This is a genomic window from Sodalis sp. RH20 (genome assembly GCF_047324205.1).
Classification (GTDB): Bacteria; Pseudomonadota; Gammaproteobacteria; order Enterobacterales; family Enterobacteriaceae; genus Acerihabitans.
The window spans coordinates 2,276,134-2,289,373 of record NZ_CP178733.1; the positions used below are offsets into that span (position 1 = coordinate 2,276,134).

The following is a 13,240-nucleotide window of genomic DNA, read 5'->3' on the forward strand; positions in this document are numbered from 1 at the left end:
CCGGCAGCGGGAATGTCATGCCGGCGCCTCAGGAGGCGCCGGAGCCCGGCCTCGATGCGGTCACCAGGCGATTGTTGTCTTCCGGCAAGGCGTCGGGCTCCACATTCATGATGCGCAGCACCTCAGCCATAATGGTGCTGAAGACGGGCGCCGACACCGCGCCGCCATAATACTTACCCGCCTGGGGATTATTGATCACCACCACCAGCGCGAAACGCGGGCGGCTGGCCGGCGCGATCCCGGCGGTATAGGCGATATACTTATCAATATAACGGCCGTCGGGGCCGATTTTTTTAGCGGTGCCGGTCTTCACCGCCACCCGGTATCCCCTGACGGCGGCTTTAACGCCGCCGCCGCCCGGCAGGGCAACGCTTTCCATCATATGTTTCACCTCATGCACCAACGCCGGGTCCATGACGCGCTGGCCGACCACCGGCGGGTCGATACGGGTAATGGACAAGGGCCGGTAAACGCCGTCGCTGGCGATGGTGGCGTAGACCCGCGCCAGTTGCACCGGGGTGACCATCAGGCCATAGCCAAACGAGAACGTCGCCCGATCCAGTTCGCCCCAACGCATACGATGCGGCATCAGGCCGGCGCTTTCACCGGTCAGGCCGAGGTCGGTGGGCTGGCCCAGGCCGAAAGCGCGATAGGTATTGAGCAAGGCGGTAACCGGCATTGCCAGCGCCATGCGCGAGACGCCGACATCGCTGGATTTTTGCAGGATGCCGGTCAGGGTTAACTGCGGATAAAACGCCACATCCCGGATCAGATGGCCGTCAAGCGTATAGGGATGGGTATCGAGCAGCGTGTCTGGCTTGACGATGCCCTGCTTGAGCGCCGTCATCACCACCATCGGCTTTACCGTCGATCCCGGTTCGAAAATATCGCTGATGGCGCGATTGCGAAAATCGTCTTCGCCGGCCCCGGCGCGGTTATTGGGATTAAAGGTGGGATAGCTGGCCATGGCCAGGATTTCGCCGGTATTGACATCCACCAGCACCGAGGCGCCGGAATCCGCCTTATTGAAAGCCACCGCGTTGCTTAACGCCTCCTCGGTTTCACGCTGCAGCCGCAGGTCGATGCTCAGCGCCACGTTATGCGCGGGCGAGCTGTCGGTGGAGGAAAGGGTTTCCACCACGCGGCCAAACCGGTCCTTGCGCACCACCCGCTGTCCGGCCACGCCGGTCAGCAGGCGGTTGAAACTTTTTTCGATACCCTCGATCCCCTGATCGTCGATATTGGTAAAACCCACCAGATTGGCCGCCGTCTCCCCCGCCGGATAAAAGCGTCTGGACTCTTCTTTGCAATAGATGCCGGGCAGCTTCAGTTGCTTGATATAATCGGCGACGTTGGGTTCGATCTGACGCGCCAGGTAGATAAAGCGCATATGGGGATCGTGATTGATCCGGGCGGACATCTCGTTGAAAGGCAGGTTAACCGTCTGCGCCAGCGCCTGCCAGCGGGAGGACGCCGTCACCCCGCCCTTTTGCGCCACTTCGTTCGGGTCGGCCCAGATGGCGTCAACGGGTACGCTGACCGCCAGCGGCTGGCCGTTGCGATCGGTTATCATCCCCCTGGGTATCGGCGTCTGCTCCACGCGCAGCGAGCGCATGTTCTGCTGCGCCACCAGATTGTCCGGTTTGATCACCTGCAGCCAGCCGATGCGCATCAGCAACACGGCCAGTATGGCCGAAATACCGATACACATCAGACCAAACCGCCATTGAATAAAATTCTGCTTACCCTGACCCGGCTTCGTTTTCACACTGCTCTCTTATACGGCTATTTTTATTATCAGACGCATTAAAACCTATTCGCCGGAGCATGCGCGCAAAAACAATGCTACAAGGCTTGCTAATTTGCAACAAAGCGCAAATTTCCCTCTCGCCAGCCACCGATTGTTGCTTTGTTACAAACACCGGCGCCAGGAACGGATAAAATTACGCTACTCTATGTTTTCAGCGCGGGACATTATCGCAGGACATTATGACAGCTTATTCTCCCCTCATTGACGGCATCGCCGGCGTAAAACATGGTTTTGGCGATAAAGCCCATCTGATGCCGGAAAGGTTGCTGCCCTGGCAGGATACCCTGGCGGTAAAAAAACAGGTGCATGGTATTCAAATCCGCGAGGTTACGGGACCGGGCGAGCAGTGCGGCGAGGCGGACGGCGTGGTGACTTCCACTCCCGGCGTACTGCTGAGTGTACTGACCGCCGATTGCCTGCCGCTGCTGTTCGCCCGCCGCGACGGCAAAAAGATCGGCGCGCTGCACGCCGGCTGGCGCGGGCTGGTGGCGGGCATCATTGAACAATTCGCCGCCATGCTGCTGGCCAGGGACGATAATCCGGCGGAGTGGGTGGCGGCCATCGGTCCGTCGGCCCGCCCGTGCTGCTACGAGGTCGGCGAGAGCCTGGTGGCGGATTTTTTAGCGCGCCTGCCGATACCCGGCGCTATCGTGACGCCGGCGTACCGGCGTCTGGATTTGGCCGCTATCGCCCGGTATAAGCTTATGGCGGCGGGATTCCAGGCGGTGGACGATATCGGGCATTGCACGATTTGCGCCACGTGCGCGAACGGGGACGGAATGACGCAGGCAGGCACGCGCTTCGCGTATACCAGTTTTCGTCGCAACAGCGTAAAGCGCGCCATCGACCCCGCCTATCCGACCATCAGCGGCCGCAATCAGCATTCGGGATTGGTGATTTTGCCCGGTTGAAGACGTGATTCATTCTTCGGCACCCGACAGCCAGCGTCGCGGGGCGGCACAGGTACGGAAAACAGGAACAGAGGGAAGTGCGGGGAAGATGTCGGGCAAGAATGAAACACCCTGCCAGTGGGGCACTGGCAGGGGGAATTACATGTTATCCATCGGCCAAATGGCCAATTGCTGCCGAAGCGGCGTGGATTACAGAGCAGTTACATTAACTGCTGAAGGGCCTTTCTGACCATCCTGGATTTCGAATTCTACGTTCTGGCCTTCGGCCAGAGTTTTGAAGCCGTTACCCTGAATAGCGGAGAAGTGAACAAACACATCTTTGCTACCATCGGCCGGAGTGATAAAACCAAAACCTTTAGACTCGTTGAACCACTTCACTTGACCTTTGATCTTTGCCATCTTGCATATTTCCTTTGGAGTGTTTAAATCGCCCTGAGGCGAGACAGAGACAAACTGGAGTCGTTACTGCTTGAGGCACTAAGATTAGGATCGGCAGAGAAGCGGTATGCAACGATATCGTCTTTACGCAAAACTTCTTTACTGAAAATGCCATTCATATACAGAACTGTACCTCGTTTTACCCAAATGCGTTATCACATACTCTGTTATCAATGGCAAGCCATTTTTGAGCAGGGCCGGATATGTCGCACATAATTAAATCGTTCAGTAGCATTGGGAAGGTTATCAGCGCATCCAATAGTTGAAAATTTCGCCCATTCGATTACGAGGTTAACCACCGCGATGATTTCTGTACCATTTATCGATAACCTTAGCGCAAACACTTGTCAACGTCCAATGCAATATTCAAGAATAACTATTCATTTACTTAGAAAAGAAAACAAGAGGCATGGCTCACATTTTTTCAGATTTGCTTATACCCTAATCTGCTATCCATGGAATAAAATTTACACTGCGGGTTTTACCGAAACGGGATCCGCAACATGCCCGCCGGGCTGCGGCGCGGCGACCATGGCGGAAACGATGCGCCATCAGTGATCCCCAATATTGTGCAGCGCCGCCGGCGCGCAATCACGCCGGCGTTTAACCCGCCATTGCCGCGAGCGCGCCAGGGTTAATTTATCGCCATGACGGCAAACAGGTAAATCGGTTAACTCGGCCGCTAATAGAAACTTATTAATATAGGAAAAGGGTTTAACCAGATTTTTTTTAATATATTTTATATGACTAGCGTCATTATAATGAAATAAATAACAGGATAATGTGGATCCGGGACGGGTGTTAACCCGGGCGCGGACGTCCGGTGATATCCACCGCCGCCCGGCGGTCGCGGCTATTTTCCCCGGGCGTTTAGCGCCGGGATTATATCCCGGCGGCTAGGGCATTGTTACAGCGCTATTTTCCCACCGATTTTCAGCGCACGGAAATGCGGGTCTTTAATGCCCGCGTTTAATAAAGCCTGCTCCAGCTCCAGCGGCGGTTCATCCAGCGCTTCGTCCGCCAGTTCAAATACTCCCCAGTGGATGGGGATCACCCGCGGACAGTGCAATTGCTGATAGACGTCTACCGCGCCGGCGGGACTCATATGGCTCTCGCCCATGAACCATTCTGGTGCATAGGCGCCGATCGGCAAGGCGGCGACGCTAAAGGGTCCGAGCCGCGCGCCGATTTCAGCCAGGCCCGGACTGTAGCCGCTGTCGCCGGAAAAATAAAAACGCCAGTCTTTGGTTTCCACTACCCAGCCGCACCACAGGCTGCGATTGTGATCTTTCAGGGTACGCTGGCTCCAGTGCCGCGCGGGAACGCTGTGCAAGCGGATGCCATGGCTATCGACGCTGTCCCACCAGTCGCACTGTTTCACCGTGCGCACGCCGCGTTTACGCAACCAGTCGCCCATGCCCAGCGGCGCCATGACCTGTATCGCCGGAAAACGCTTGAGCAGCTTTTTTAGGGTGCCTTTATCGAGATGATCATAATGGTTATGAGAATAGAGGATCATCTCAATGGGCGGTAAGCCGGCAATGTCCACCGGCGCCGGTGTTCTCCGGCGGGGTCCGATAAAGGGCAGCGGCGAGGCGCGATTGCCCAGGGCCGGATCGATAAGCAAATAGCGGCCCGCCGCGCGCACCATCAGGCAGGCATGTCCCAGCCACCATACGGCGTCCTCTTTGCCGCTGAAATCGGCAGGTTGCCACCAGCGCGCGATAAACCCCGGATAGCCGTCCCTGGGGGGTTTGGGCAGGCCTTGTTTTTTTCTCTCGTCCTGCCACTTCCTGTAGGCGCCGGGGGTTCTGGTCCCCGGTTCGATATTACGGAAACCTTCCGGGGTGTGGTGGGGTTTTGCGGCGTCATACCAGGGATTTTTCTTCGTCATCGTGTTCTCGATTCTCCCATTGGACGCTAGCCAACGGCAAAAATGCGCAGATTACCGGATTATGTGATGGCCGCCACCGCTGCGCCGGGCAGGATGGCATAGAATAGGCAAAAATTAGCGTTCGGCGATAAAATCTTTAAATAGAATGGGTTCGCCTGCCGGCAGCGCCTTGGCGCCGTTGTCGGAATTACCCGCCTGACCCAGGCGCAGCAGCAGTTCGGTCTGTTTTTTCTGCTGTTCAAGCAATTCATTGAGCAGCGCGATCTGTTCGTTGGCCCTGACGCTTGCGCGATTAAGGTAAAACCAGACCACCAGGCAAATAATAAAAAAAACCAATGCAATCGCCATCGAGGCGATATTAATGCTATCAAATCCAAATACGTTCATAAAGTGACCTTGCCACTGAAAAAACCAGAAGCTATCTTATCACTCCGCGGCCTTCATTGTACCCCGCAAGTCAAAATTGCCGCCCTCTTCGCCCCGCTTACCAGGGCATCCACTTGGTCACCAGGCATATGCCGCTGAAAAAATCACCGCCCTGATCGCAAAAACTGTTGAGGGCCGATAACCACAGCAGCAGGCAAAGCAGTAAAATGACCAGTATTGATATTGAAGTGTTTTTTTTCAAAACCCACGTCCTGTACCGTCGCAATACAAATATTCTAGCCAGCAAAACTTAAACGAATGATAACCACAGGGATTTCATTATCAGAATAATGATTTATAAAGCGGATGATATGGGTGGAAGAAAATAGGGTGCCAAGGATGTACCCCGGCAGACCCGCATCAGATTACGGACGCGCCGTCCGGTCAAACTTCAGATCGATAAGCGCGATCGCCTTTTCGATAGCCCGGCGGGTCACCGGATCCTGCGCGCCCGGGTGGGTGGCAAAATCAATATTTTTCAATTGGCCCGACATCTTTTCCCGGATCTCAACGGGTGCGATGACATCGATAACATCCAGTATCTGCTTGATAACCAACTGGCAGGCAACTAAATCGGAGACCAGTTCCTGGTTTTCCGAAAAGGGTTGGGACATGATTACGCCTCTCTGCGCTGGACCGCCGGTTAAAACGGATAGTGTTGATAGCCGATTTGCTGGGAGATATTCCGCGCCGCATCGTGCAGCATCTTCACATAATCGCTTTTACTCTCTTCCGAGAAGCGGATGGTCGGGAAGGATATACTCAAGCCGGCAATCACCACGCCGAAGCGATCAAAGATAGGCACCGCAATACAGCGCAGCCCCTCTTCCTGCTCTTCATTATCCTCGCCGAAGCCCTGTTCACGCACCAGATCCAATTCCGGCAGCAAAGCCGCGGCATTGGCGGCGGTACGCTGGGTGCTGCGATTAAACACCACGCCGGAAAGAATTTCCCGCGCCTCGTCCCGGTCGCGCCAGGCCAGCAGCACTTTGCCGATAGCGGTACTGTAAAGCGGATTGCGGCGACCGACCCGGGAGTACATGCGCAGGTTATACATGGAGTCGATTTTGTGGATATAGACAATGCTGTCCTCATCCAGCGAACCCAGGTGAATGGTTTCGCGGGTTAAGTTGGACAGCACGCGCATCTGGATATCGGCAATGCGAATCAAATCCACATTCTGCAAGGCCTTGGCGCCCAGCTCAAACAGCTTGAGGGTCAGAGAATATTTTTCCGACTCGCCTTCCTGCGACACGTAGCCAAGGGATTTCATCGTCTGCAAAAAACGATAGACCGTGCTTTTGGACATCATGACGCGCTGTGAAAGCTCGGTAATACCGATTTCCCGTTCTTCGCCCAAGGCTTGTAAAATGCCAAATACCTTTAATACAGACGATACGGAGTCGGGCTGTCTGTCTAAATCTGCTATCGCCATGGTGATAAAAGTCCTGATAATTGTTTTGTTTTAAAAAAAATAGAACATGATTTTTATTATAAAGGCAAGGCTGCAATTAACGCAATCACCATTGTCTTTGCAGGATGTTTTTAACCGGGCATGAACGTTTTATTACATTTATCCGAGTGCGCGGCGGTCGCCGATCCCCTGTTTAATGCTAGGATAATGCTTTTAACGGGATGTTAATCCTTCATGACCCAGAACTCTGCCGACGGCCTGCCTGTCCCACAACGTTACGGCGCAATATTAACCATCATCATCAGCATCAGCCTTGCCGTTCTGGACGGCGCCATCGCCAACGTGGCCCTGCCGACCATTGCCCGTGAACTGCACGCCAGCCCCGCCGCGTCGATTTGGGTGATTAACGCCTACCAGTTGTCCATCATCATGACGCTGCTGTCCTTCGCTACCCTGGGGGATATTTACGGCTACCGGCGGGTCTATCAATGCGGGCTGGCGGTATTTACCCTGATGTCGATGGTCTGCGCCCTGTCGGACAATCTCTGGATGCTGATTGGCGCCCGCGTGCTGCAAGGACTGGGCGCCGCGGCGCTGATGAGCATCAATACCGCCTTAATACGCATAATTTATCCCTCGCGCCTGCTGGGGCGCGGCATGGCCATTAATACGCTGGTGGTGGCGGTATCCACCGCCGCCGGTCCGACCGTGGCCGCCGGGGTGTTATCCATCGCCTCCTGGCAATGGCTGTTCGCCATTAACGTGCCTATCGGCCTGCTGGCGTTTTACCTGGGCCGGCGGTTCCTGCCGGTCAACGCGCTGAAAAACCGCGGACAGCGGTTTAACTGGTTCAGCGCCCTGTTGAACGCCCTGACCTTCGGACTGCTGCTCTCGGCGCTCGGGGGATTTTCACAACGCGTCGGCGGCCAATGGATACTGCTCGAGCTGGCCCTGGCGGCCGTCATCGGCGTGTTTTTTGTCCGGCACCAGCTGCGGCAGCCTTGGCCGCTGCTGCCGGTGGACCTGTTTCGCATCCCGTTGTTCGCGCTGTCGATGGGAACCTCTATTTGTTCTTTTTGCGCCCAAATGCTGGCTATGGTGTCCCTGCCCTTTTATCTGCAAAGCGTGTTGAACCGCAGCGAAGTGGCGACCGGGCTGCTGCTGACGCCCTGGCCGCTGGCCACCATGCTGCTGGCCCTGGTGGCCGGAAGGCTGATAGGCCGCGTACATTCGGGTCTGCTGGGGGCCATCGGCCTGGGCGCCTTTGCCCTGGGCCTGTTTTCGCTGGCCTGGTTGCCCGCCATGCCCGGGGATGGGGAAATCATCTGGCGGATGATGCTGTGCGGCGCCGGTTTTGGTTTATTCCAGTCGCCCAATAACCATACCATCATCACCTCGGCGCCGCGCAATCGCAGCGGCGGGGCCAGCGGCATGCTCGGCACCGCCCGGCTGTTCGGCCAAACCTCCGGCGCGGCGCTGGTGGCGCTGATGTTTAATCTGTTCGGCGCCACCGGCACTCACGCGGCGCTGGTGCTGGCCGGGTGCTTTGCGACGGCGGCGGCGCTGGTGAGCGCGCTGCGCATTAAGCAGGGCAACCCTCAGCGCCAGGAAGACGACAGCTTCTCCGGCGCCGACTAGTCCGCCCCGCCGTTATTTGAGATAGGTACCGGCCCGCAGCGCCTCGATACGCTTATCCAGCGGCGGGTGGGACATAAACAGCTCGCTGAACGAGTTGGTTTTGCCATTGATGCAAAACGCCAGCATGCTGCTTTCCTCCTGGGGCTCATAGCTGGTTTTTAAGCGCTGCAGCGCGGCAATCATTTTCTCGCGCCCGACCAGTCTTGCCGAACCGGCGTCGGCATGGAACTCGCGATGGCGGGAGAACCACAGGGTGATAATGCTCGCCAGTACGCCAAACACCAGTTCCAGCACCATGGACACGGCAAAATAAATCATCGGGTTGCCGTTGCTGCTTTCGCCTTCATCACGATTGGACGACAGGAAGCCCGCCGCCAATTGGGCCAGGATGCGCGAGACAAAGATCACGAAGGTATTCACCACGCCCTGGATAAGCGTCATGGTCACCATGTCGCCGTTGGCCACGTGGCTGATTTCATGGGCGATGACCGCCTCTGCCTCGTCGCGGCTCATATTTTGCAGCAGGCCGGTACTGACCGCCACCAGCGAGGCATCACGCCGGGCGCCGGTAGCAAAGGCGTTGATGTCCGGCGCCGGGTAGATAGCCACCTGCGGCATGGCGATGCCGGCCTGTTGCGACTGCCGCCGGACCATCTCCAGCAGCCAGCGTTCGGTCTCGTTGCGGGGCTGTTCAATAACCTCCCCGCCGACTGACCGCAGCGCCATCCATTTCGACATCAGCAGCGAAACCAGCGCGCCGCCAAAACCGAATAAACCCGCCATGATCATTAACCCGGTCACGCTGGAAGATTGTATCCCCGTCAGGCTCAGTACCAGACCGAATACCAGCATCACAGCCAGGTTGGTGAGTAGAAAGAGAGCGATACGCATCATAAGAAGGTGATTCCTTGAAAATAACGCCCATTGCGTTAGCCTTGATGGTATGGGCTTCCCTGGCGTTTTCAAGCATTGCGTGGCATTAAGTGCCTAAAAAGACATAACTTTACATTTTGTTAAGCTTTTTCCCGCCCGTATGCCGGTCATAAAAAAGGCGCCGTTAAGGCGCCTTGATAATCGACTCTATGTTACGTTACTTGACGGCAGCCGGCTGCGTTGCCGGTTGTGCGCTTTCGGCCTTAGCCAGATCCAATGCGATATGCACGGACTCGTCCAGGTAGGGATCGGGTTCGTGGTAATCCTTAGGGATAGCGTCCAGCGTCTTCACCGGTTTTTTACCCTGCCGCACCAGGCGTTCGTTGGTGCGCTGCAACCGTATGGCATCGTCCTCGTGATTTTCTTTCTCACGCTGTACCAGATTAAGGGAAACGATATTGCGCTTATCCTTCAAGGCGTGGAAACGGGCGATGTCCTGAGCGATATACTGGAATTCAGGATCGGCGGCAATCCTTTCCTGATGCGCTTTCAACAGCTCGGAGGAGAAAGGTTTCAGGTCACCGGTCTTGGTGAACGTGGCCGCCTTGATGCTGTCCCAGGGCAACGCGTTATCTTCAAATTTTTCACCGGTTTCAATCGTCTCGTCGCCGGTGGGCATGATGATGTCCGGCACCACCCCTTTACGCTGGGTGCTGCCGCCGTTAACCCGGTAGAACTTCTGGATGGTGTACTGGATGGAGCCCAGCGCCGGCCAGTCCGGGCGCAGCATCTGATCGTAGATCCGGTTCAGGGAGCGGTATTGCTGTACCGTGCCCTTGCCGAACGTCGGCTCGCCGACGATCAGCGCCCGGCCGTAATCCTGCATGGCGGCGGCAAAGATTTCCGATGCCGACGCGCTGAAACGATCGACCAGCACCACCAGGGGGCCTTTGTAATAAACAATGCCGTCGTTGTCGCTGTCCTCGCGGATTTTGCCGTTATTGTCGCGCACCTGCACCACCGGGCCGCTGGGAATAAACAACCCGGACAGGGAGACGGCCTCGGTCAGGGCTCCGCCGCCGTTGGTACGCAAATCGATGATGACGCTGCTGACGTTCTGTTTTTGCAGTTTCTGCAGCTGTACCTTGACGTCGTCGGTCAGGCCGACATAAAAACCGGGTATATCCAGTACGCCGACTTTTTGACCGCCCACCTCTTTGATGGTGAGTTTCACCGCGCGGTCCTCAAGACGGATACGCTCGCGGGTGACGGTGACGATGCGGGTCTTGGTGCCCTTGCCCGCCGGCAGTATTTCCAGACGGACCTTGCTGCCCTTCGGACCTTTGATCAGGGACACCACGTCGTCGAGCCGCCAGCCTATGACATCCACCATCGGCTTGCCGGTCTGGCCGACGCCCACCACGCGATCGCCGACGGTGATGGTTTTACTCTTCGCCGCCGGCCCGCCCGGCACCAGCGAATTAATCACCGTGTAATCGTCGTCCATTTGCAGCACCGCGCCAATGCCCTCCAGGGACAGGCTCATCTCGGTGTTGAACTGTTCGGTATTGCGCGGCGAAAGATAATTGGTATGAGGATCGATTTCATGGGCGAAGGCGTTCATGACCAGCTGGAACACATCTTCACTGTTGCTCTGCGCCAGGCGGCGGATGGCGAATTGATAACGTTTGGTCAGCACATCGCGGATTTCGTTATCATCCTTGCCGGTGAGCTTAAGGCTCAGCTGATCGTATTTAACCTTGGCGTCCCAGAGCTTATTTAGCTCCGCTTCGTTTTGCGGCCAGGGCGCCTTGCTGCGATCGAGCTCTATGGTATCGTTGCCGGTGAAATCCATCGGTTTGGCCAACTGGGCCAGGGCATATTCATAGCGTTCAAAACGCCGCTTCTGCGCCAGGTTGTAGAGTGCGTACGGCACGTCCAGCTTACCGCTTTTCAGTTCATCATCCAGCTGGTTTTTCTTATCCGCGAACTGCGCGATGTCGGAGGCCAGCAAGACATTATGGCTGTAATCCAGCATGTTGAGGTAGCGGTCGAAAATCTTGGCCGAAAACGCATCATCCAGATCAAACTGGCGATAATGGGATCGGGTGAAACGTGCGGTGACGCGTTCGCTGACGGTCTCTTGTTGCGCTTCTTCGTGAAGCTGGGGAATCTGGTCGGCGCGGGTGATTTTATTATCATTCGCCGATGCCGATCCCGCCAGTAACAACCCTGCAATTGCAGTTACTCTGACAAATTTGTTCATGCCCTGGTCGGCCTCCGTATCAGAACTGCAGGTGTTCTGCGCGCACAATCAAAGCCATCCCGGAAGAAAGCTGCACACGTACCCCTTCTTTGGCAATTTCCATAACCGTTGCTTCCATGGGATCTTTGCCCACCTTGACTTTGATTGCCTGGCCGATATGCAATTTTGATATATCGGTAACCGGTACCTGGCGCGCCGGAGCGGCCTGTTTAACCGGTTGTGATGCCCGGACGTTCTTAGCGTCGGTCTTGGCATCGCTCTTGGGACGATTGGCTGGGCGCGGCCTGCGCGGCGCGGCGGCGTCCTGGCCTTTTTTGGCTGCGGCGGCCTCGTTGGCCGGCGCGGCGCGGCGCGGTGCCGGCGCTTCGCCATTTTCGCGTTTTTTCGCCTGCTGGGCGGCACGTTGCTGCTGGACCCGTGCCTTGGCTTCCTCAAGCTGTTTGCGGGCATGTTCTACATGCTGCGCTTCCAATTCGCCACAGGGATTACCGTCAAGATCGACACGCTGGGCACCGAGTTTGATGCCGTACAGGTAACGCCAGCTTGATGTATAAAGCCGTAAAGCGGAACGCAACTGCGTCTTGCTCAGGCTGTCCTCCCCCTGGATGCGCGCGACCAGATCGGCAAAAATACCAATCTTCAATGGCCGTGCCTCGCCCTCGGCGGTGAAACAAAGCGGAAACCGCTCGGCCAGAAAGGCGATGACTTCTTTATTACTGTTCAACTTGGGTTGATTTTCCATGAATTTTCCTGATTACAACGGGTTTGCCAACCAGCGCAGGCATGAACAGGCGTCATTATAATGACGCCATCGGCAAATGCCACGTTATCTGTCTATCAATATAAAGTATTATTGATAAAACGTCGCAGATCGGTGTGCTCCAACTGCTGACAAAGCCGTTCCACCAAGGCTTTCAGCCCATCCTCGTCGTCCTGGTCGAAGCGATGGTAAATCGTGCTATCGATGTCCAGTACCCCAACCACGCGGCCGTCGAGGGTAATCGGCAACACGATTTCGGCATTACTGGCGGCGTCGCAGGCGATATGTCCGGGGAAGGCGTGTACGTCATCTACCCGCTGGATCCTGTTTTGCGCCACCGCGGTGCCGCAGACGCCCTTGCCCACCGGTATGCGCACACAGGCCACTTTACCCTGAAAAGGGCCCAGCACCAGTGTATCACCGTCAAGCAGATAAAAACCCGCCCAATTAACGCCATCAAGATGTTCGAAGAGCAATGCGCTGCAGTTGGCCATCGCCGCGATAAAATGCGTCTCGCCCTCGATCAGCGACGACATATTTTGTAGTAATTCAGCATAGCATTGTTGTTTTTTCATATTAAAACCAATAAATGAGCTAATCTTTCAAATGCCGGCCGTCAGGACCGGTCGCAATACCTTAAGCAATAAATGCCCACGGCCACAAGATTAACCCGTTATGACTTCACAAAGCCAGTATCCGCAGGTATGTTTGCGCAAACCTATCCGGCACTATCATGCCGGTGGCGATTGCCGTTTGATGGAATAAGAAAGGCAGGCATGATGGCGCGTAACCCCGCGAAGCGTCCCGGAA

General features: G+C 56.2%; 14 protein-coding genes. 2 read left to right on the forward strand and 12 right to left on the reverse strand.

Going from position 1 to position 13,240, the window contains the following annotated elements:
- Positions 1 to 28: 28 nt before the first annotated feature.
- On the reverse strand, positions 29 to 1,768 hold the full coding sequence (gene ftsI / locus ACL2XM_RS10510; RefSeq protein WP_413722761.1) for a peptidoglycan glycosyltransferase FtsI: 1,740 nt from the start codon (positions 1,766 to 1,768) through the stop codon (positions 29 to 31).
- Between the two features lie 221 nt (positions 1,769 to 1,989).
- Here ftsI and pgeF point away from each other — a divergent pair, with 221 nt between their 5' ends.
- Positions 1,990 to 2,721 (forward strand): peptidoglycan editing factor PgeF, encoded by a 732-nt coding sequence (pgeF, locus tag ACL2XM_RS10515; protein WP_413722760.1) that lies wholly within the window; start codon positions 1,990 to 1,992, stop codon positions 2,719 to 2,721.
- 189 nt (positions 2,722 to 2,910) lie between these two features.
- On the opposite strand, the gene cspE is transcribed toward pgeF, so the two are convergent.
- The 7 genes from cspE to kdgR all read right to left on the reverse strand — a co-directional run bounded on the left by cspE (position 2,911) and on the right by kdgR (position 6,914).
- Positions 2,911 to 3,120 (reverse strand): transcription antiterminator/RNA stability regulator CspE, encoded by a 210-nt coding sequence (cspE, locus tag ACL2XM_RS10520; protein WP_005968829.1) that lies wholly within the window; start codon positions 3,118 to 3,120, stop codon positions 2,911 to 2,913.
- A gap of 23 nt (positions 3,121 to 3,143) precedes the next feature.
- Positions 3,144 to 3,278, reverse strand: coding sequence for a DUF2627 domain-containing protein (locus ACL2XM_RS10525; protein ID WP_132921323.1), 135 nt, complete (start codon positions 3,276 to 3,278; stop codon positions 3,144 to 3,146).
- Between the two features lie 788 nt (positions 3,279 to 4,066).
- Positions 4,067 to 5,053 carry an MBL fold metallo-hydrolase gene (locus tag ACL2XM_RS10530; protein WP_413732856.1) on the reverse strand — a complete coding sequence of 329 codons (987 nt, stop codon included), beginning with the start codon at positions 5,051 to 5,053 and terminating at the stop codon, positions 4,067 to 4,069.
- A gap of 114 nt (positions 5,054 to 5,167) precedes the next feature.
- Entirely contained in the window at positions 5,168 to 5,440 is a 273-nt protein-coding gene (locus tag ACL2XM_RS10535) for a YebO family protein (RefSeq protein ID WP_410015299.1), read from the reverse strand.
- A gap of 97 nt (positions 5,441 to 5,537) precedes the next feature.
- Positions 5,538 to 5,681, reverse strand: a complete 144-nt coding sequence (mgrB, locus tag ACL2XM_RS10540; RefSeq protein WP_410015300.1) for a PhoP/PhoQ regulator MgrB — start codon at positions 5,679 to 5,681, stop codon at positions 5,538 to 5,540.
- Positions 5,682 to 5,844: 163 nt separating this feature from the next.
- Positions 5,845 to 6,093 carry a DUF2766 family protein gene (locus ACL2XM_RS10545; RefSeq protein ID WP_410015301.1) on the reverse strand — a complete coding sequence of 83 codons (249 nt, stop codon included), beginning with the start codon at positions 6,091 to 6,093 and terminating at the stop codon, positions 5,845 to 5,847.
- Between the two features lie 29 nt (positions 6,094 to 6,122).
- The gene (kdgR, locus tag ACL2XM_RS10550) at positions 6,123 to 6,914 is read right to left on the reverse strand and encodes a DNA-binding transcriptional regulator KdgR (protein WP_410015302.1); all 792 of its coding nucleotides are present in this window, start codon (positions 6,912 to 6,914) and stop codon (positions 6,123 to 6,125) included.
- A gap of 213 nt (positions 6,915 to 7,127) precedes the next feature.
- On the opposite strand from kdgR, the gene ACL2XM_RS10555 reads away from it, so the two are divergent.
- Positions 7,128 to 8,531: an MFS transporter gene (locus ACL2XM_RS10555; protein ID WP_410015303.1), complete on the forward strand. Its 1,404-nt coding sequence runs from the start codon at positions 7,128 to 7,130 to the stop codon at positions 8,529 to 8,531.
- Between the two features lie 12 nt (positions 8,532 to 8,543).
- On the opposite strand, the gene htpX is transcribed toward ACL2XM_RS10555, so the two are convergent.
- From htpX to ACL2XM_RS10575, 4 genes are all read right to left on the reverse strand, one after another.
- Positions 8,544 to 9,425, reverse strand: a complete 882-nt coding sequence (gene htpX, locus ACL2XM_RS10560; protein ID WP_413728505.1) for a protease HtpX — start codon at positions 9,423 to 9,425, stop codon at positions 8,544 to 8,546.
- A 196-nt stretch (positions 9,426 to 9,621) separates the two neighbouring features.
- The gene (prc, locus tag ACL2XM_RS10565) at positions 9,622 to 11,670 is read right to left on the reverse strand and encodes a carboxy terminal-processing peptidase (RefSeq protein ID WP_410015305.1); all 2,049 of its coding nucleotides are present in this window, start codon (positions 11,668 to 11,670) and stop codon (positions 9,622 to 9,624) included.
- 19 nt (positions 11,671 to 11,689) lie between these two features.
- Positions 11,690 to 12,412, reverse strand: a complete 723-nt coding sequence (gene proQ / locus ACL2XM_RS10570; protein WP_413722757.1) for an RNA chaperone ProQ — start codon at positions 12,410 to 12,412, stop codon at positions 11,690 to 11,692.
- Between the two features lie 95 nt (positions 12,413 to 12,507).
- Positions 12,508 to 13,005, reverse strand: a complete 498-nt coding sequence (locus ACL2XM_RS10575; protein ID WP_413722756.1) for a GAF domain-containing protein — start codon at positions 13,003 to 13,005, stop codon at positions 12,508 to 12,510.
- Positions 13,006 to 13,240: the final 235 nt, after the last annotated feature.